Genomic DNA, 19,297 nt, shown 5'->3' on the forward strand with positions numbered 1-19,297 from the left:
CGACGAGAATGTGACACCCGGGCCGAATCCGCTGGTCAGCGGCCACCCTCGGCGCCGACCTGCGCCCGACACGGTAGTGGCTCTCATCGGGGTGATCACCGGTCTCGTCGCAGCTGCCCTGGGATCGGCGGCGGTCCTGCGGCAACCGCCGTGGCCTCGGATGATCGTCCGGCCGGACCATCTTTCCGATCCGCCAATGCGGTCGACCACACCGCGCTGAGAACAAAGGCGTCTAGGCGGCAAACGCTCCATCCTGATGCGGATCGCCGACTGGACCCATCCAGCGCTTCCGTCGTCCGAGCGCCGATGGGTTCCCGCCGCGCCGGGAGTCTGCCCGGGTGGGACGAGACCGTCCGCACCGAGCCACCGATGCCTGCAGACATCGACGACGACAAGGCAGGATCACCATGATCGACACAACCGGAGCAACCCTCACCCACACCGTCGACGCCTCCCCCGACGCCGTCTTCGACGCGTGGACGACGCCGCAACTCTTCGCCGCCTTCTTCGGCGGTGCCACGAATGAGGTCCCCGTCGACTCGGTCACGCTGGACGCCCGACCCGGAGGCACCTGGACCGCAACCATGATCGCCGACGCGGAAATGCCCGAGTTCCATTGGCGCGGGGAGTACATCGAAGTGCAGCGACCGAGCAAACTCGTGCTGACGATGACCGACGAGCCGGGCGACGCACGTGAACTTCTCACCGTGGACCTCATCGCAGTCGACGCCGGCACCGAGCTCCGCTTCAGCCAAACCGGCGGAAACCTCACCGATGAGCAGTACGAGTACGCGACGGCCGGCTGGCACGCGGCGTTCGAAGCGCTGAATGCTGTGCTGTCCGGGTAGTCCCGAGGCGCTGTCGCATACGCGGAACGGAAAGCGCAACCGTCCCGACCGGAGCTATCCGGGCGAGGAGTTCACAAATACCGCCTATCGGGGCCACGAGCCCCCCATCGTCGCCAGGACGTGCAGAGCCCTGGCTGCGGGACGCGCAGCTCCGATGACTTTTCGGGCCCAGAGAAAGAAGCAAGGATCGTGAGCAGACTGATCATCAGCATGTGGACCACTCTCGACGGTTATGTCGCTGGCCTCGATGACTCCATGGACTGGCTACTCGCCGATTCCGACCTCATGAACTACGAACTCGCCCTCGTCGAGCACGCCGGCGCGCTCCTGCTCGGCCGGATCACGCACGCCGACTTCGCCTCCTACTGGCCGGCTGTCGCCGCCGGAACGATCGACGCCGACGACGGCAATCGGCGTTACGCCCGTCGCCTCGACCAGCTCGACAAGTTCGTCGCCTCCCGTTCCGGTGACATCGCCGCATGGCCGGTGACCCAGCACGTCACAGAAGTGACCGCCAGCGAGATCCAGCGCATCAAGGATCGCGCCAACGGCGATGTGGTCGTCTACGGCAGCCTCAGCTTGATCGCGACACTCAATGCGATGAACGCGGTCGATGAGTTCCACCTCATCGTCAACCCGATCTTGCTCTGCAAAGGCAAACCCGTCCTCGACGCACACCAGCCTTCAACCCGACTGGAACTGATGGAATGCCGACCCTTCTCCTCTGGCGCAGTCTTGCTCAGATACGCCGCCCTGACGACACCCGCGACTCATGAATGAAATCGAATCACCTCCCCGCAGGCACGGTGCTAATGGACACGAACGTAGGGTGGCACGGGAGGTGCAATCGACTGACCGGCGACGCGGCTGGTGACATCACATCGCGTTTTCCGAGGCCAGCTCTCCGAGACCGGTCGCAATTCGTTCAGTCAGCCGTTTCCTATCCGCTCTCGTGTGCGCGACGCCGCGAGAACCCGCCACGCCCGCGGACTGATCACGTACATCGCGCGGGATCGTCTACTGAAGTGCGACGGATTCGTGATGCACCAGCGCCGGGCGATTGCCGCGACCGGTTGATGAGCGGTCTCGGCGCGAGGTCATCATGCGCGCCCTCGAGTCGACTCGTGATGATCCACTGCTCGAGACTCGTGCCGGCATCGGCGAGGAGCTGGAACAGTTTTCGGACGGTGATGCCGTGCGCCCGCGCGATCGACACCGGCGACAAGTCCGGATCGCTGAGGTGCATGCGAACGTGTCCGCGGGTCCTGGGAAGCAACACAGCAGCTGACCGACGCCGGCCTGTCGGCCGAGACGATCGCCGCGGCCCACAACGTGTCGACCCGGGAGCTGTACGCCGACTGGCCCAGTTCCGAAAGGCGGCTGATGGATCACGTCATCCGACGCCGCCTCGACCGTGCCCGTGACGCCATGATCGCCCGCGCTCATGGGTTCAGCGACTCAACGCATTTCACCAAGCGGTTCCGAGCCGCTTCGGGGTGACCCCGTGACAGTCGCGGCGCGACAATCTGAACTCGTGACGACAAGCCGCCCGGTTGCACGGCGCCGCGACCTCGTGACCACCCACCGAACGCTAAGGAAACTGATGCCGCGCTGGCATCGCCTGCGGTCTCGCGTCGACCACCGCGGCCGCGGATGACCCCGGGCCGGATTACTTTCCCGGCCACTGATCACCACTCAGAGTCACGCCCCCCCGTTTGCGGGAAAATGCCATGCGAGTACTGCTGTGAGTCTTTAACGTCCCACGAATGATTGCGCAACAGAACGATGACTGGCGCCCGGCGCCGGCTGACTGCCCGGTCGATCTGGTCGTCGACGGAGAACTGTTTCAAGTGACAGTCCGTGCCGACGGTGGGTATTCAAGCAAGTGGACGTCGGGCCCGAACCCTGGGTACGGCTTCGGCTCCAGCGGGCCGCGAGTTGCGTGGCAGAGCGACGACGGGCTCCCGCCCGCCCCGCTGCCACTCCCCCTGCCGACGATTCGCGACCACCGCGAGTCGATCAGGGAGTTCCTCTCGAACATCAACCCGGAGACCGGATATCTCGATTGAGCGGGATACCGGACCCGCGGTGATCTCAACCTCCGTGGGACGAGCGTGTCTGCGCCAACGATCGTTCGAGAAGCGTTGTCAGCACTGCGAGATCGACATCTCGGAGCCGAGTGACGTGGAGGCACGACTTGGCGACGCGACACTTTCCCAGCCGGTCGATGAGATCTGGCCACTGCGTGGCGAAGTCGCTGACCAGGTAGATGGTGTGATTCTTCGGGCCGGGCGCGAAAGCGAGTTCCGGCGCCCGACCGCCATGCCCGCTGGCGTAGCGGTACTCGTACTCGCCGAAGCCGATCATGCGGCCGGCCCAGAGGACGGGCCGGTGTCCGGAGATCTCACCGAGCAAGGCGACCAGTTCATCGGCCTCGTCCCGACGTGGACCGACTGCTCGGTCGAGCACTTCCTCGATCGGCGCCTCGGACGGCCTCATCGCGGGCGCCTTGCCGCCGGCTCGCGGTTCTTCGTTCACAATCGATACCCACCGGTTCTCTTCGCCTGGAATGGCACGTCGCCGAGAAACTAGCAGACCTGATTGGTAGATCGGCACCGATCAGGACTCGCCCGACTGCTTCTGCCCAACCGCACCCTCCCCGCCGTGAGCCCGATGAGTTCTGCGAGCAACGAGGGTCTGCCCTCCTGCGGACCGAGCCGTCCGCGGCGAAACATCGATGTCGGCCGACGTCGACGACCAGAAGGCAGTCACACCATGACGGACGCAACCGGGGCAACCCTCACCTACACACTGAACGCTTCTCCCGCCGCCGTGTTCGACGCGTGGACGACGCCGGCTCTGTTCGCCGAGTTCTTCGGCGGCAGCGCGAACCAGGTCCCCGTCGAATCGGTATCGCTCGACGCCCGACCCGGGGGCACCTGGGCAGCAACAATGATCGTTGGGGGCGATTTCCCCGAAGTCCATTGGCGCGGTGAGTACGTCGAGGTCAGCCGACCGAACAGACTCGTACTGACGATGACCGACGAGCCGGGTGATGAACGTGAACTCCTCACCGCTGACTTCATGGCAGTCGACAACGGCACCGAGATCCGTTTCAGCCAAACCGGTGGCAACCTCACCGACGAGCAGTACGAGTACGCGGCCGCCGGCTGGCGCGCGGCGTTCGAAGCGCTGGACGCTCTGCTCGCCGGATAGGCTCGGGGGTTAGGTGGCGAGCGGCGCCGCTGAGCGAGATTGCAACCGGCCAGGACGAACGATGAACAGACCTCGACGTCTGGACGTCGGAAACGTCCGCCGCCGGCTCGCGTCTAGTCCCAGCCCGCCGTCTCCGCCGCCGCTCGATGAGTCTGCTCGAGGAACTTCAGGACCACGGCGTCCGGGTCCGGCGATTGGCGTACAAGCTGATACGGCAGGATGTACTCGCCCAGTGCGGCATCCCACCGCGCCGGAGCCTCGACCGCCGGGTGCGTGTCGTAGCCCTCGGGATGTGGGTAGGCGTAGGCGTAGAAGGCCCCCTCCTCGGCGCCACCCGGCCAGTAGCCCGCGCTCGACACCTCGTCGCTGTAGGCCTCGTGCATCACCCAGTCGGGGCAATTCGGCACCCCACCCGGATGCTGGGGTGCACTGCGTCCCGAGAACCGTGTGACGGCCAGATCGAAAGCGCCCCAAAAGAAGTGGACCGGTGACGACTTGCCGCGGAAGCGGCCGCGGAACTCCGACAGCACGCGGTGCGCACTGACGAGAGACCGCCAGAACCGAGACACGGCGTCGGCGTCGTACGACGAGTGGGCGGTGTCCTCGGCGAACGGGGTCGCATCAGGCAGTTCGACGGGGGTACCGACGATGGCGATGTCGAAGCCGAGGTCGGCGAGGTGAGCGGTGTACTCCGCGTAGAAATCGGCGACCGTCCGCGGTTCCAGCTTCATCTGACGGGTGCTGCCATCGGTGACGAGGAAGAGCAGCTGGTGGTCCAGAAAGTCGAAGCGGATCTCGAGGCCGCGGTCTCCGACGGCCATCAGGGACGTGGTCAGGCCACGCGCGTCCACATACAGCGGTACGCCCCACCAGTGGTTGACCTCGGGTCCGAGAGCGAGACGCGTCTTGCCGACGATCTGGGTCCACAACTGGACGGTGTCCCTTGTGTCGACCCACGACTCCACCGGTAGTGCGGGCCAAGCCTCGTATTTGGTTTCCATGTCGCCAATGATCCCGGACGCGTCAACTCGAACGTGCCGATGAGCCGTCGGCCCTGTGAAGTTTCGACGGAGACACCGACGAACACCTGCGTAACCTGTCGCGGAGACGGCAGTCGGACACGACCTCGACGTCGCTATCAAGGAGGAGCATTGCCGCGCATCACGCTCGGAACGGTCTTGATGTTCGTCGCGATCGGAACCACCATCGTCACCGCGTTACTCGGGGCGCCGGATTGGCTGATCGTCGTCGTAGCCGCCTTGCTCTTCGTGCTCGCCCTGGTGCTCCCGATCGCAATACGGGACTTCGGGGCGAACAGGCACGTGCAAGGCCGAGGGGCCGAGAGGCCAGCGGGGGCTCCGTCCCGGCCGCCGCACAGTCGTCATACGGGAAGCTCCGACTCGTCCTCGAGTTGGTTCGGTTTCGATGGCGGATGGTCAGGCGACGGCGGCTCCGATTCCTCTGGCGGAAGCTCGGGTGGCGGCGACTAGTGGGTCGACCACCCGGTCCATTGCGAGACGTCGACGAATGGCTGGTCCACTCCCCCCGCACCTCCTCACGGTGACCTGGCTCTACGTCCCGACGCCGACGAGTGGCCTAGCACCAGTGAAGTGCGGGTGCGCCTCTCCCCCGGCCAGGCAGGCGGCACCGAGTTGGAGCTCATCCATGCAGCATTCGTCGGAGAACCCTTGTTCGCGACGTACGGACCAGGTGCCGGCGGGGTCGGTTGGGATCTATTGCTCCTCGGTCTGACCCGGCTGCTCGTCGATGGCGAAACCGCTGACCACGAAGCAATCGAGAAGTCTCCCGAGGGACGCGAGTTCATCCGCCGTAGCGCGGCGGCCTGGGGAGAGGCACACCTCGCGGCCGGAGGTGAACCCGCGCAGGTCGCGGCCGCGGCTGCGGCCACCGCGAAGTTCTACGCACCCGATTCGGTGTGATTCCGGGTCTATTCGCGATACAAATCGGCAAACAACAGCGTTAAACGCCTATCGTCGGACCGCCGTCCCTTTTCTCGCATCCCCCCGGCGAGATTTGCGATGTGATAGACATTCGTCAGACCTCTGAGGCGGCTTAGAATGAAGCAATATTCGCGAATAGTCCTGGTGCTCATTGTGGCAATCGGAATCGGGCAATGGACACCGAATGTCGCAGGTGCAGCGCCGGGCCCGGGTGGGGCGACAGTGCTGACACTGGACCCGGCCTTCCGCTCGCTTCCGATGAACTGGCTGCGCGGTGAGCTGTTCGCACCACCCAATCGAGTGGTGAACGTGCCGTACAACAACTTTCCCGGCGCGACGAACACCCACCGCGGACGCGACAAGTTGAACGAGATGCTGCACGAGATCCCCGGGCGGAAGATCGTCGTCGGACACAGTCAAGGCGCGCAAGTTCAGGATGATTGGCTGCGCACCTACGGTCCCACCAGCGACATCGACCCTGCCACAGTGACGTTCGTCCTGACCGGTGATCTCGAATCGAAATACAACGGTTGCGCCAACCAGGGAGGATGCCGCGCGGACTACGGCGGCAACAACTTTCCCGATGACACCCGATACACCGTCAAGATAGTTGCGCGACAATACGATTTCTGGGCCGATGCACCCAACCGCGACCTCATGAACGACGCCGCCCGACGAAACCACAGTGCGTCGGATTCGGTCGGCGGACGTGGTGAAGGCCGCCCGGTACACAACGACTACAGCATGATCGGGCTCGACGATCCGGCCAACAAGACGTTCGTCGAAGGCAACGCCACCTACATTCTCGGCGCCCCGGCAACCTATTACCTGCCCATGGTCACCCAGATGTGGACGACTGCCGCCCGCAAGGCCGAAGAGGACGCACGACTTCGTCCGGAGGTCGAGAAAGCCTACGACCGGCCGATGGGTTCGCCGCCGGCCCCCTCTGACACCTGAGCCGGTTCATCTGACCCGAATCGGACAGAACCGAAGTTCGAGCGCGCGCCGGCACCTAACATCAGGACTGCAACGTGACGGCATGACGAGCGAGGACCGGCATGAAAAAGACCCTGAATTCCCTGTCCGAAAGCGAATATGTACTCGTCCGCGAGACCAAGAAATCACAGATGGCCGGCCTCGACGAGGACGGACTGATCGATCTGCACTCGCGAATCCGGCGCGCACGGAACAAGCACGTCACCCTCTACCGCCGTGCGGGTGCTGAGAAAGTCAAGACCAAAGGCGGCCGTGGGAGCGCGAAAGCAGCAAATGCCCGGAACGCCGCTAAAGCCGAGGTCTTCGAGGACGCCTTGAGCCGCGTGAGCCGTCGACTGGCCAGGGTTTCTCGAGACGCCGCTCTCGAATTGAAGGCCGAGCGACTGGTCCGGGCGCGTACCGACAGCCCGACATCTCAAAAGGACACCGGCAAGGGCAGAGGCAAGGACAAGGGCAAGGGCAAAGTGGCGTCGTCGGGACGAATCCGGACCGACGACACCCGCGAATCACCCGGTCGAAAGAAGTACGAGGCCTCGACCATCGCCGCCGGTGCGCGACGTCAGACCAAGAAAGACCGGAGGCACGAATCCTGACCGGCGGACCGACATCGCCCCTGACCGCTTCACCGGAAGCGCTGCCCACCTGTCGGTAACCTCACGTCATGTTGATCTGGATCAACGGCGCCTTCGGCGTCGGTAAGACACAGACCGCACACGAGCTTCACCGCCGGCTGACTGCGTCGCACGTGGCCGATCCCGAACTCCTCGGATTCGCGATGCACAAGATGCTGCCGCCCGCCCGGCGCGACGATTTTCAGGACCTACCGCAGTGGCGCACGGGCGTCACCCAAACCCTCTTGGATGCCGAACAATCCAGCGACTCCCCGGTGATCGTTCCCATGACGCTCGTCGACGCTGAGTACTTCGACGAGATCGTCGGTGGACTCAAAGAGCATGGCGTCGATGTCAGGCACTACACCCTGACCGCTTCCGTCGAAGTGATCCATCGACGTCTCAGAGCCCGCCTTGCTCACCGTCTCGGCCCCATCCTCGGCGCCGATGAGACCTGGGCGATGAAACAGACTGGGAGGTGCGTCGCCCGGCTTGGCGAGGACCGATTCGCAAGCCATGTGCCAGCAGACGAACGCAGTGTCGACCAAGTTGTCGAGCACATCGCCGACGATGCCGGACTCGAACTCTCCCGTCCCCGTTTGTCTTCGGCGCGTTATCAGCTGCGTAGGGCAGCAGTCGCAGTTCGACACATCCGAACGTGAGCCGACACTCGTCCGCGAGACTTCTAGAGGCCTCGAATGGCCGTGGTGACGGTGAACAAGTTCTGCACCCGCGATTCGCCGCGGCGTGAAACTAGGTCTCACGGGACCCCGGCGCGCCGAAAGTGCAGCAACGGAAACGGCCGGCCGTCGGAATCCACCGGCGAGCGGCCCACCTGCTCGAACCCCCTGCGCCGATAGAACTCCACGGCGCCCGGGTTCTGTTCGTTGACGTCGAGTTCGTCGACGCCGCCGTGCGCGACCGCGTGATCGAGCAGCACCGTGCCGATGCCCCGCCCGTGGGCGGCCGGATCGACGAACAGCATCTCGAGCCGATTCTCTGCGGTTCCGCTGAAGCCGACGACCACTCCGTCGGCCTCCGCGACGACCAACTCGACCGCCGGAAAGTAGTCACGTGCGAGCCGATCCGCGTAGCCGTAGATGTCGGCAGGAGTCAGGAAGTGATGCGTAGCCTCGACCGCCGAACGCCACACGGCCACGAGGCGGTCCGTGTCGGCGTCGTCGGCCTGCCGAAGTCTCACCTCAGCCACGGGTCGCCGAACGAGCGCGGGCCCAGCAGGTCGGTGTATGCACGATCGGCACAGTAGTGCGCGCCGGCGTCGAAGGGCAACGGTGTTGTGATCTGCCGCAAACCCCGGCATCGCCGTTCTCGGCGGATATCGTGATCACGACACAATCCGCAGGGCGAGGGGTAGCACGTGCTCGAGATCCATGGTCTGTCGAACGAAACGGTCGTACTCGATGGCGAGTGGTTCGAGAAACTCCGCGGCGGCACGTCCAAGACCCGGTTGCCGGCAGCATCGTTCGTCTCCGCGGAGGTCACCGAGACCAACCGACGGAAGAAGCTGTTCGGCGGTGAACGCGAACAGCTCCTCCAGGTGACCCTCACCTTCTCGCGCCCGCCGTTCGTCGGGCTGATGACGTCGGCGGAGAACCGGGCGAAGGTCGACGCACTCGTCGCCGGACTCGAAGCAGCCCGCGACGCGGGTTGAGCAACCGACGCGACGCTATGACGGCCCCGAGCTCCGATCCTGTTGCACGCGAATCAGTTCGAGCAACAATCGACGGAGTTCCGGTTCTGACGCGCCGATGGACGCGATCAGCGCCGGGTCGGTTCGCTCCCGTTCCAGCAATGCGCGGTAGACCTCGGCACCGGCCGGAGTCGCGCTCACGTGCTTTCTCCGCTCATCGTCGGGATCGACCTGACGCCGCACGTAACCCATCCGTTCCAGTCGCTCGATGGTGCGGCTCGCAGTTTGATCGGTCACCCTGGCCTTCTTGGCGACCTCGCGCTGGGTGGCCGGTCCCGTGCTCACCACATGGAGGACGACGAGTCCAGCGCTCGAGATGTCGTACTCCCGCAGTACCGCCTCCCAGGCGTGCTCGACGAGCCGTGCCGCCACCGACAGCAGCCGACCGGTCGGCCACCCGTCCATCCCGTCGTTTCCGTCGTCCACCTTGTCCTGCCGATTCTCTACGTCACACCCCGCAGACTTGCAATTGTTCAGCCTGCTGAACATCATGGTGCTCACGCACTCCACCCGCAACCGACGAACGGAAGCCCGTGAACCCACCCACCTCTGCTCGACGAGTCAGTCGCTTGCGATGGATTCTGCCAGCCCTCTTGGTCATCGGATGGCTGGCCCTGGGTTCTGTCGGCGGACCGTTCGCCGGAAAACTCGGTGACGTACAGGCGAACGACAACACGTCGTTCCTGCCCGCATCCGCCGAAGCCACCGAGGTCTCCCGCCTGGAAGCGGACTTCGTGGACTCCTCCGAGATCCCGGCCGTCGTGGTGGCCGAACGTACGAGCGGCATCACCGACGCCGACCTCGCGTTCGTGTCCGAGGCGGTGGGCAAGGTCGCCGGCACGGACGGGATCTCCGAGCGAACGTCTCCGCCGATCCGCTCGCAGGATGGTCAGGCGATCCAGATGATCGTGCCCGTCGACTCCTCCGGGGAGATCTCGGAAAGCATCGAGGCTCTGCGTGCGGAACTCGCGAACGGCCCGCCCGAGGGACTGTCGGTGTATGTGACCGGACCCGCAGGCATCGCGGGCGACCTCACCGAGGCGTTCGGCGGGATCGACGGCTTGTTGCTACTGGTTGCCGGCGCGGTCGTCATCCTGATCCTCATCGTGGTGTACCGCAGTCCGATCCTGCCGTTCGTCGTGATCGTGTCCGCCGTGTTCGCGCTGGGGCTCGCCAGTCTGCTGGTCTACGTGCTCGCGTCGAACGACGTGCTCACCCTCAACGGCCAGAGCCAGGGCATCCTCTTCATCCTCGTGTTCGGTGCGGCGACGGACTACGCCCTGCTCCTGGTGTCCCGCTATCGAGAAGAACTGCGACTCACCGCCGACAAGTACGACGCCATGCGGGCCGCGTGGCGCGCGACCCTCGAACCCGTCGCCGCCTCCGCCGGCACGGTCATCGCCGGTGTGTTGTGCCTCCTGCTGTCGGATCTGAACTCCAACCGCGGTCTCGGTCCCGTTGCCGCGATCGGTATCGCGGCGTCGTTCCTGGCGTCGATGACGTTCCTCCCCGCGGCACTGACCCTGCTCGGACGCAGTGCCTTCTGGCCGAAGCGACCGGTCGTCGACCCGGCGTCGGCGCAGCGTGAGGACAGCAGCAACCATCGCTTCTGGGGCGCCTTGGCGAACCGGATCGGACGGCACCCCCGGCGCTTCTGGGTGGCAACGACGTTGCTCCTCGTGCTCTTCGCGTTGTTCCTCCCCCAGTTCAAGGCCGACGGTGTCGCGCAGTCCGACACCTTCCTCGTAGCGGTGGAGTCGCAGGAGGGCCAAGAAGTCCTCACCGCCCACTTCGACGCCGGGGACGGTTCACCCGCGGTCATCATCGCCGACGCCGCATCGCTGCAGCAGGTGCAGAACACGGCGGCGAATGTCGACGGCGTCGCCGAGGTCGTCCCGGTCACCGATCCGGGCGGCGCCCCCAAGACGGTCGACGGACGGGTCGCTCTGCAGGCGACCCTGACCGATCCGGCCGATTCCCTGGCCGCCGAGGAGACCATCGAGCGTCTTCGCGACGCGGTGGGGAACGTCAACGGCGCCGACGCGCTCGTCGGCGGTCCTACCGCGGTCGACCTTGACACCAAGACGACGGCCATCCACGACCGGAACCTGATCATCCCGATCGTCAGCATCGTCGTGCTGCTCATCCTGTGCGCGCTGCTCCGGGCGATCGTCGCCCCGATTCTCCTGATGGCCACCGTCATCCTGAGTTTCGCGGCGACTCTGGGAATTTCGTCGATCGTGTTCAACCACATACTCGGATTCCCCGGCGCCGACCCGGTCGTGCCGCTGTTCGCGTTCGTGTTCCTGGTCGCGCTGGGCATCGACTACAACATCTTCCTGATGACCCGCGTCCGCGAGGAAGCACTGCAGATCGGTACGCGCCGAGGTGTTCTCCGTGGGCTCACGGTCACCGGCGGAGTCATCACCTCGGCCGGCGTGGTCCTCGCGGCGACGTTCTCCGCCCTGGCGGTCATCCCGCTGATCTTCTTGGCGCAGATTGCGTTCATCGTCGCCTTCGGCGTCCTCCTCGACGCGTTGATCGTCCGGACGCTGCTGGTCCCGGCGCTCGTCTACGACATTGGCCGTCCCGTGTGGTGGCCCAGCGCGCTGGCGAACAAGGAAGATGTCCCGGAGGACGACGAGTTGGTGGAGGCAGGACCAAGGCAGGACTAGGAAAGTCCGGACTCTTCATACCGAACAGCCGACGGTCCCGGCCCTCAGGAGCCGGGACCGTTCGACCGCCGGCCGGACCAGCACTCGACCTGGCCGATGACGGCGATGCTCGCGATAGGATCGGTGCCGATGAGCCGGAAGAACAAGCAGTCCCGCGGCGCCAAGCGGACCGAAAAGACGAAGAAGCGGGCCGCGCGCCGAAGTAGCAATGTGATCCCGATTCGCGGTCGCGACACCTCGGAGATCGACATGCTGATACGCGAGTTCGAACGTTGGCTGCCCAGTGTGGAATTCGAAGACGATCCGGACAAGCAGGCAGCCATCGTCGACGCCGTCAGAGCGCTGGACTTTGCCGTCGGCTACGCATTGCCAGACCATCGGCCCACCGAGTGGTCGCTCGAGGAGGTCGATGCGGCAATCGACTTCGCCGAGTACATGGAAGAGGAAGAGGACGACGCCTTACCGGCAAGCATTGCGGTCTTCGCACTGCGCTTGTTCATCGATTTCCTCGTCACCACTTCCAGGTGGACTGCAGCCATCAGCGCCGATGTCGTAATGGGGGCTTGCCAGCAATACCTCCTCGACTCCATGGGCGGGCTGAAGGTCGATGTAGACGACATCGACAGCTCCACCGAGCGCGATGCATTGGAATCGGTTCGGGTTTTGCAGCGGCTCGATGTGTTGATGGACTGGATCGGCCACAAACGGCCGGTGACGCCAAGTGGATGGCTCAAGCCGGCACTGCTTCCGGACCTATTGCATGCGCTGGAGATCGAGCCACCAGCAGCAGCACTCAAGGCAATGAAACATCATCGCGTTCTTGCTGAGATCTGGGAGCTCGCCCGGGATGCCCAGTTGATCGCAATCACTCCATCCCATGTCTACCCGGGCCCGGCGGCCGCGTCCTGGCGTGGATCAGAGTCGTTGACGACGCGACGCAGCACGCTGGCTGCGGCCGTCGGCAGAGCGTTGACCTCTGATTCGAGTGCAATGGCACAGTTTGTGGACGGAATCGTCGCGCGCGTCGTATACCACGGTCTGACGATCATGCCGTTTGCCGCCGATCGCTTCGCCGCCCTGCGCGATGACGGGCTGATCTCACCGGAGATGCCCAGGGCCCATTCTCGCATCGAGCACATCATCGAGGACGGGTGGCTCGTCCTCAACGAGGACGGTGACTACGTCGTCCCCGAGGGGTTGCGACCCGCTGTGTGGGACGGATTTCCGGAACGTCACATTCCGGAAAGCGGGGAGGCGACGACCATGATCACTGTGCGCGCCGAACTCGCCGGCGTCCGACCCAGAGTCTGGCGACGGATTCGAATACTCGCGTTGGTTCCATTGAACGAACTCCACGAAGTGCTGCAAGCTGCATTCGCCTGGAACGATGCGCATCTCTACGCGTTCACGACTCCATGCTTCGGCCACGAGCACCGGTATCTATCAGACGAGGCGATGGGCACCGCACGGGCCGGCAGGTACACGGAGTCCGTCTTCGACTCGACTCTGGGTGAGCTGGTCGACGAGCCCGGCGACGTGGTGTCCTATGAGTACGACTTCGGGGACGGCTGGGAAGTGAGCATTGTCGTCGAGGCATTCACCCCGATGAATGACGGCGAACCGCCGGTGTCGATCGTCGCCGGCGGCGGAACCGCCCCTTTCGAGGATGTCGGCGGAGTTCCCGGATGGGCGGATTTCATCGAGGCCGTCAACGATGAGACGCACCCGCGCCATCTGGAATTACGCGAGTGGGCGGGCCTGACACCTGGTTCGGCCTTCGACCCGACGTCGTTCGACATCGATGTGGTCAGGCGCCGATTAGGCGTGTGATCCACAGCGGGCTTAAGCCGACGCGGCGGACCGGTTGGTTCGGCGTCGGACAGCAGCACCGATGACCGTGATCGGGTGATTGAGCAGCGTGGCGATCCGGCCGACGAGGGTGTTCGGATCCCGCGCGACCCCGAGCTGCATGAACATTTCCAGACGGTCGAAGTAGGCGCGCTCCGCAACCAGATCTGAGCCCGCGAAGGTGAACACCGCGACGATGGGCAGGTAGAGAGCCGACCCGTCGGGGCAAGTCCGCGGTATGGGCCCAGATGTGTTCCGCGAACTCGCGTCTCACAGATGACTCGATCGTCGTGATGGCACAGCGTCTCGGGATCGACATCGAAATGCATGTCCGGCAATGCGGTGAACAGTTCGTGATATGAGGCCGATACCGCGTCGTGGCCATCGGCGATCTCACCAGGCAACTCGGTACGTGCCGCGCCGTCTTTGAACGTCGCCAGCGTGGCAGCGACGTCGTGCCGATTCTCGGTCTCGAGATGCGCCAGAACGGTGGCCTCCCGCGTCGCGACGAGCGCTGCTGCATTCGGGTCGGTTGGGTTCATGAGGTCCCCGCAGTCATCGGCCCCGCCCCGAACAGCGGGTATGCGCAATCACGGTACCGGGCGGACGCAACGTGTGCGACCGAGATACGCCGAATGGACGACGAGCACGCCCGCCCGGACCGCCGACGGCTCAGCTGAGTCGCTCGTAGATCGTCGCGTTGGCCAATCCGCCTGCCTCACACATCGTTTGCAGGAGGTAACGACCGCCGCGCTGTTCCAGCGCGTTGAGTCCCGTGGTCGCGAGGCGGGCACCGCTGGCACCAAGCGGGTGGCCGAGCGCGATCGCACCGCCGTTGACGTTGACTCGATCCACGTCCACCCCGAACTCCCGCGACCACGCCAGGACCACCGGCGCGAACGCCTCGTTCACCTCGAACAGGTCGATGTCCTCGACACGCAAACCACTGCGTGACAGTGCCTTCCGCGTTGCCGGGATGATGCCGGTGAGCATCAGGAGTGGGTCGTCGCCGGCGACCGCGATGGTGTGCACCCGTGCGCGCGGACGCAAACCGAGTTCGACGGCCTTCTCCTCGCTCATCAGCAGCACCGCCGACGACCCGTCGCTGATCTGACTCGCACTCGCCGCGGTGATCCGCCAGTCGATCTCGGGGAACCGACGCGCGATCGCCTCGTCGTAGTAGGCCGGCCGCAGCCGGGCGAGGTCGTCGAGGTTGCCCCCGAGACGAATTCCCTCGTCTGACGTCAGCCCCGCGATGGGCGCGAGTTCGTCGTCGAAGAGTCCGTTCTTGGTGGCAGTGGCGGCGAGATCGTGTGACCGCAAGGAGAATTCATCGATCTCACGTCGCGAGATGGCCCAGCGGGCGGCGATCAGTTCCGCCGAGATGCCCTGACCCACGAGGCCCTGCGAGTATCGTTCGCCGAACGCCCGTCCGTTGAGATCGGCGGTACCGGCAACGGCCGAGCCCATCGGGATACGGGACATCGATTCGACACCCGCGGCGACCGCGATGTCGTACGTGCCCGCGATGATGCCCTGCGCGGCGAACGCGATGGCCTGTTGCCCGCTTCCGCATTGGCGGTCAACGGAGACCCCCGGCACGGATACGGGGTAGCCGGCGGCCAGGAGCGCGCGCCGCGCGATGTTGAAACTCTGCTCCCCCACCTGACTGACAACACCGGTGATCACGTCGTCGACGAGTTCGGGATCGACACCCGAACGGTCCACGACTGCTCGGAGGCTGTGCGCGAGGAGGTCGACGGGATGAACGTCATGGAGGGCGCCGGTGGGCTTGCCCTTGCCGATGGGTGTGCGAACAGCGTCGACGATGACCGCAGATCTCATGACTGATCCTCCGTCAGTGTGCGGATCGGAACGCAACCCGATCCGGATGATGGCTGACTTTTGTCTGCCAAAGTCAGGTCTACGCTCTGGCTATGATCTTGTCAAGTCAGGGTAGGCTGGGGGCATGATGCACCTGAAGGGCCCGCTGGCCGAACGCGACAGCTGGGAGGCGAGCGGCTGCTCGATCGCGAAGGCGATCGACCTGGTGGGCACCCGGTCGGCGATCCTCATCCTGCGGGAGGCCTTCTACGGCGCCACCAGGTTCGATCAGTTCAGCCGGCGGGTCGGGATCAGCGACGCGGTCGCGTCGGCCCGCCTGCGCGAACTCACCGAGGCCGGGATCTTCACCAAGGTCCCTTACCGCGACGCCGGGCAGCGCGAACGGTTCGAGTATCAGCTCACCGACATGGGCCGCGATCTGTTTCCCGTGGTGATGTCGTTGATGCAGTGGGGCAACGACCATCTGCAGCCCGACGGCCCGCCGCTCACCGTCACCGACCGAGCCCAGGCGCCCGTACGCGTGGGCGTCGTCGCCGAACCCACCGCGGTTCTCACACCCGAGGACGTCGAGGTGCAAATCGCCCGGCGCCGCCGCTGAGTCCGTGCCGGCAGAGAGGTCGCGATGATCCTCCCCACAGTGTTCGACCCCCGCTTGGTCACCATCCGTCGTGGCGGGACACTCACCGACGCCGATCACCACTTGCTGGCGCTCTGGGCGGCACGGTGTGCGGAGCACGTTCTGCCCTTGTTCGAGTCGGCACGGCCGGATGACGCTCGCCCCAGGGAGGCAATCGCGGCGGTCCGCGCGTGGACCCGGGGCGAACTGGCGATGATGGAGTCGCGCGCCGCCGGCGGACACGCCATGGGTGCCGCCCGCGATCTACGTGGCGCACCGCGGTTCGCCGCCTACGCCGCCGGGCAAGCGGCGGTGACCGCGCACGTCGCATCGCACGACCTCGGTGCCGCGGCGTACGCGATCAAGGCGGTCCGGTCCGCACACGGGGTCGACGCGGGTAGACACGAATGCGCTTGGCAGCGAAGACATCTCCCTGTTCGGGTACGCGAGTTGGTGCTCGACGACCAACGTGCCCGCAATTACCTGTGCTGGCAGGTCTTCATCGACGATCGACATCAGGTCGGCAATCGGTGATTCGCGTTCACCGGGGTGTTCCTGTTACTGTCGCAGTCACGCTCCTGCGGTGCTGTAACCCGCATGTCGAGCCAGAGGCCGGGGTGATTACAGAAACCCCCGGTCTTGTCCAAACTTCGAAGGTCGTCCCGGTTTGCTGCCGCGACCACCGGGTACGCGTCTCGTCATGACCTTCCATCGTGACGTCGTCCCCGGCATCCACTGGCTCGAGTACGCCTACACGAATCAGTACCTGATCGAGGACCAGGACCGGCTGATCCTCGTCGACTGTGGACTCCCCCGTTCGTACGAACCCCTCGTCAAGGCCATCCGGGAACTCGGCCGTGACACCGATGCCGTGACCGACCTGATCATCACGCATGGTCATTTCGATCACGTCGGCACCGCGCGCCGCCTGGCGCGCGAGTGGCGGATCCCGGTCCACGTCCATCGCGACGATGCGTGGCTGGCGTCCCATCCCTACCGCTACGCGCATCAGAACGCGACCAGATTCGGAGTGCCCCTTCGTCATCCGCGTTCGCTACGCCTGCTCGGACGCATGGCGGCGGCCGGTGCGTTCACGGTGCGCGGCGTCGATCACCTGGATGTGACGCCTTTCGGCGATGATGCCCTGCTCCCCGGTGGCGCGCAGGTGGTGCCGACTCCCGGTCACACCTACGGCCATGTGTCGCTGCACTTTCCATTGCGCGACGCGGTCATCGCCGGCGACGCGCTCGTCACCCTCGATCCGTACACCGCGGCGACCGGCCCGCGCATGATCGCCGGTTCCGCAACCGCCGACCTCGATCGCAATCGGGCGTCGCTCGACGCGCTGGCAGCGACGGACGCGAAGTCTCTGCTTCCCGGGCACGGGGTGCCGTGGCATCACGGGGTGGCCGTCGCGGTCGACCGGGCGCGTCAGACCAACGGCTGACACGTCGGACAACCGGCCGCCAGATCACGAGCCGGACAGCGAGACGGGCCGACGCTTCCGCATCGGCCCGTCCGGCCATCGCCGATCGTCCGGCTACTCGGAGGCGGTGCGACGCAGCTTGGTGTTGACGAACTCGCCCATGCCCCAACGCCCGAGTTCGCGACCGTAGCCGGACCGTTTCACCCCGCCGAACGGAAGGCCGGGCAGCGTGGTGCCGTGTTCGTTGACATACGCCATGCCGACCTCCAGCTGATCGGCGACCTCCTCGGCCTTGCCGATGTCACCGCTCCACACCGATCCGCTCAATCCGAACTCGACATCGTTGGCGAGCGCCACGGCGTCCTCCGGAGAGGACACCTTGTAGACCATCGCGACCGGCCCGAAGATCTCCTCGGAGTAGGCGTCCATGTCCGGGGTGATGTCCGTCAGCACAGTGGGTTCGAAGAAGGCTCCGTCGCGCTCCAGCGGCTTTCCACCCGTCCGCAGGGTGGCGCCCTGTTTCACCGCGGTCTCGACCTGTTCGGCCACCGTGTCGCGCGCCGACAGGGACGACAGCGGACCCATCTGAGTGGAATCGTCGGATGGATCACCGACCACCGTCGACTCGAACTGCTTGACCACACCGTCGACGAAGTCGTCGTACAACTCGTCGAGAACGATGAACCGTTTCGGCGAATTGCACGCCTGGCCCGCGTTCGACAGCCGTGCGCCCGCCGCGATCTTCGTCGTGCGTTCCATGTCGGCGGAGTCGAGCAGGATGAACGGGTCCGAACCGCCGAGCTCGAGCACGGACTTCTTCAGGTTCTCCGCCGCAACCTTTGCCACGGCTGCACCCGCTTTCTCACTGCCGGTGAGCGATACGCCGCGTATCGCGTTGTGCGCGAGCAGGTCTGCGATCTGATCACTGCTTGCATACGCGTTGATGTACGCGTCGGCAGGGACACCCGCGTCGTGCAGGATCTCTGCCATCAACGCCGACGAGGCCGCGCAGATCGACGCATGCTTGAGAATGACGGTGTTGCCGGCCAACAGGTTCGGCGCGACGAAACGTGCGACCTGGTAGTAGGGGTAGTTCCACGGCATCACGCCCACCAGTGGTCCGATCGGCGCGACCTGCACGATCGACGCGTCCGCGCCCTGCGGGTCGAGGACCTCGGTCTCGAGCAGATCCGGTCCGTGCTCGGCATACCAGCGATAGATGTCCGCGGCCAGCTGAACCTCTCCCGCCGCCTCCTTGGCGGGTTTGCCCATCTCGGTCGTGATGACGGCCGCGAGCTCATCGGCTCGCCTCTCGTACTCGTCAGCGGTCCGGGAGAGAATTGCGGCCCGTTCGGATGCCTCGGTCGCTCGCCACTCCTGGTATGCCGCGAGTGACCGTTCGGCCACGCCGGCCACCTCGTCGTCCTTCAGTCCGGGAAATTCCCGATCGGTCGTACCGGTGGTCGGATTCGCGGTGACATATGTGCCCACCAGAGCACCTACCTTCCTCTGTCGTGTGAATCCCGACTGTCCACAGCCCGGGA

Annotated in this window: 21 protein-coding genes and 2 pseudogenes; 15 read left to right on the forward strand and 8 right to left on the reverse strand. The window is 65.2% G+C overall.

All coding sequences use genetic code 11. From position 1 onward, the window contains the following. Nucleotides 1-40 precede the first annotated feature (40 nt). From JW364_RS24655 to JW364_RS17745, 4 genes and pseudogenes are all read left to right on the forward strand, one after another. Nucleotides 41-220: pseudogene (locus JW364_RS24655) on the forward strand (hypothetical protein); the annotation flags it as partial. A 187-nt stretch (nt 221-407) separates the two neighbouring features. Beyond that, complete coding sequence (locus JW364_RS17735) at nt 408-848, forward strand: SRPBCC domain-containing protein (protein ID WP_068970444.1); 441 nt, start codon at nt 408-410, stop codon at nt 846-848. Between the two features lie 189 nt (nt 849-1,037). Beyond that, nucleotides 1,038-1,628, forward strand: coding sequence for a dihydrofolate reductase family protein (locus tag JW364_RS17740; RefSeq protein WP_065631663.1), 591 nt, complete (start codon nt 1,038-1,040; stop codon nt 1,626-1,628). Nucleotides 1,629-2,614: 986 nt separating this feature from the next. Further along, entirely contained in the window at nt 2,615-2,917 is a 303-nt protein-coding gene (locus tag JW364_RS17745) for a hypothetical protein (protein WP_068970445.1), read from the forward strand. A 25-nt stretch (nt 2,918-2,942) separates the two neighbouring features. Here the strand turns inward: JW364_RS17745 and JW364_RS17750 are convergent, their stop codons facing one another. Continuing rightward, the gene (locus JW364_RS17750) at nt 2,943-3,347 is read right to left on the reverse strand and encodes a DUF1801 domain-containing protein (RefSeq protein ID WP_068970457.1); all 405 of its coding nucleotides are present in this window, start codon (nt 3,345-3,347) and stop codon (nt 2,943-2,945) included. Between the two features lie 276 nt (nt 3,348-3,623). Here JW364_RS17750 and JW364_RS17755 point away from each other — a divergent pair, with 276 nt between their 5' ends. Continuing rightward, complete coding sequence (locus JW364_RS17755; RefSeq protein WP_065631660.1) at nt 3,624-4,064, forward strand: SRPBCC domain-containing protein; 441 nt, start codon at nt 3,624-3,626, stop codon at nt 4,062-4,064. 113 nt (nt 4,065-4,177) lie between these two features. Here JW364_RS17755 and JW364_RS17760 read toward each other — a convergent pair whose 3' ends face one another. Further along, entirely contained in the window at nt 4,178-5,065 is an 888-nt protein-coding gene (locus tag JW364_RS17760; RefSeq protein WP_065631659.1) for a DUF5996 family protein, read from the reverse strand. Nucleotides 5,066-5,680: 615 nt separating this feature from the next. Here JW364_RS17760 and JW364_RS17765 point away from each other — a divergent pair. From JW364_RS17765 to JW364_RS17780, 4 genes are all read left to right on the forward strand, one after another. Continuing rightward, complete coding sequence (locus tag JW364_RS17765; protein ID WP_203235851.1) at nt 5,681-6,004, forward strand: hypothetical protein; 324 nt, start codon at nt 5,681-5,683, stop codon at nt 6,002-6,004. 279 nt (nt 6,005-6,283) lie between these two features. Then, entirely contained in the window at nt 6,284-6,982 is a 699-nt protein-coding gene (locus tag JW364_RS17770; protein WP_223258861.1) for a PE-PPE domain-containing protein, read from the forward strand. Nucleotides 6,983-7,083: 101 nt separating this feature from the next. Beyond that, complete coding sequence (locus JW364_RS17775; protein ID WP_065631656.1) at nt 7,084-7,614, forward strand: hypothetical protein; 531 nt, start codon at nt 7,084-7,086, stop codon at nt 7,612-7,614. A 68-nt stretch (nt 7,615-7,682) separates the two neighbouring features. After that, complete coding sequence (locus JW364_RS17780) at nt 7,683-8,294, forward strand: AAA family ATPase (protein WP_068970446.1); 612 nt, start codon at nt 7,683-7,685, stop codon at nt 8,292-8,294. A 98-nt stretch (nt 8,295-8,392) separates the two neighbouring features. Here the strand turns inward: JW364_RS17780 and JW364_RS17785 are convergent, their stop codons facing one another. Further along, nucleotides 8,393-8,842, reverse strand: coding sequence for a GNAT family N-acetyltransferase (locus JW364_RS17785; RefSeq protein WP_238994896.1), 450 nt, complete (start codon nt 8,840-8,842; stop codon nt 8,393-8,395). A 168-nt stretch (nt 8,843-9,010) separates the two neighbouring features. Here JW364_RS17785 and JW364_RS17790 point away from each other — a divergent pair, with 168 nt between their 5' ends. After that, entirely contained in the window at nt 9,011-9,304 is a 294-nt protein-coding gene (locus JW364_RS17790; RefSeq protein ID WP_065631654.1) for a hypothetical protein, read from the forward strand. 15 nt (nt 9,305-9,319) lie between these two features. Here the strand turns inward: JW364_RS17790 and JW364_RS17795 are convergent, their stop codons facing one another. Next, nucleotides 9,320-9,835, reverse strand: a complete 516-nt coding sequence (locus tag JW364_RS17795) for a MarR family winged helix-turn-helix transcriptional regulator (RefSeq protein ID WP_083207431.1) — start codon at nt 9,833-9,835, stop codon at nt 9,320-9,322. A gap of 41 nt (nt 9,836-9,876) precedes the next feature. On the opposite strand from JW364_RS17795, the gene JW364_RS17800 reads away from it, so the two are divergent. Together JW364_RS17800 and JW364_RS17805 are read left to right on the forward strand one after the other, a co-directional pair. Next, nucleotides 9,877-12,018, forward strand: a complete 2,142-nt coding sequence (locus tag JW364_RS17800; RefSeq protein ID WP_065631653.1) for an MMPL family transporter — start codon at nt 9,877-9,879, stop codon at nt 12,016-12,018. Between the two features lie 129 nt (nt 12,019-12,147). Next, on the forward strand, nt 12,148-13,848 hold the full coding sequence (locus JW364_RS17805; RefSeq protein WP_165630004.1) for a plasmid pRiA4b ORF-3 family protein: 1,701 nt from the start codon (nt 12,148-12,150) through the stop codon (nt 13,846-13,848). Between the two features lie 12 nt (nt 13,849-13,860). On the opposite strand, the gene JW364_RS17810 is transcribed toward JW364_RS17805, so the two are convergent. The 3 genes and pseudogenes from JW364_RS17810 to JW364_RS17820 all read right to left on the reverse strand — a co-directional run bounded on the left by JW364_RS17810 (nt 13,861) and on the right by JW364_RS17820 (nt 15,711). Continuing rightward, the gene (locus JW364_RS17810) at nt 13,861-14,055 is read right to left on the reverse strand and encodes a hypothetical protein (RefSeq protein WP_065631650.1); all 195 of its coding nucleotides are present in this window, start codon (nt 14,053-14,055) and stop codon (nt 13,861-13,863) included. Nucleotides 14,056-14,090: 35 nt separating this feature from the next. Further along, nucleotides 14,091-14,408 (reverse strand): annotated as a pseudogene (locus tag JW364_RS24660) (nuclear transport factor 2 family protein); the annotation flags it as partial. Nucleotides 14,409-14,538: 130 nt separating this feature from the next. Then, nucleotides 14,539-15,711, reverse strand: a complete 1,173-nt coding sequence (locus JW364_RS17820; RefSeq protein WP_065631648.1) for an acetyl-CoA C-acyltransferase — start codon at nt 15,709-15,711, stop codon at nt 14,539-14,541. A gap of 124 nt (nt 15,712-15,835) precedes the next feature. Here JW364_RS17820 and JW364_RS17825 point away from each other — a divergent pair, with 124 nt between their 5' ends. From JW364_RS17825 to JW364_RS17835, 3 genes are all read left to right on the forward strand, one after another. Next, nucleotides 15,836-16,309 carry a helix-turn-helix domain-containing protein gene (locus JW364_RS17825; RefSeq protein WP_065631647.1) on the forward strand — a complete coding sequence of 158 codons (474 nt, stop codon included), beginning with the start codon at nt 15,836-15,838 and terminating at the stop codon, nt 16,307-16,309. A 24-nt stretch (nt 16,310-16,333) separates the two neighbouring features. Next, nucleotides 16,334-16,861 (forward strand): putative immunity protein, encoded by a 528-nt coding sequence (locus JW364_RS17830; protein WP_068970448.1) that lies wholly within the window; start codon nt 16,334-16,336, stop codon nt 16,859-16,861. 166 nt (nt 16,862-17,027) lie between these two features. Continuing rightward, nucleotides 17,028-17,774: an MBL fold metallo-hydrolase gene (locus tag JW364_RS17835; RefSeq protein WP_068970458.1), complete on the forward strand. Its 747-nt coding sequence runs from the start codon at nt 17,028-17,030 to the stop codon at nt 17,772-17,774. A gap of 93 nt (nt 17,775-17,867) precedes the next feature. Here JW364_RS17835 and JW364_RS17840 read toward each other — a convergent pair whose 3' ends face one another. Beyond that, nucleotides 17,868-19,244 carry an NAD-dependent succinate-semialdehyde dehydrogenase gene (locus JW364_RS17840; RefSeq protein ID WP_068970449.1) on the reverse strand — a complete coding sequence of 459 codons (1,377 nt, stop codon included), beginning with the start codon at nt 19,242-19,244 and terminating at the stop codon, nt 17,868-17,870. Nucleotides 19,245-19,297: the final 53 nt, after the last annotated feature.

The organism is Gordonia sp. BP-119 (assembly GCF_016924115.1).
GTDB lineage: Bacteria > Actinomycetota > Actinomycetes > Mycobacteriales > Mycobacteriaceae > Gordonia > Gordonia hongkongensis.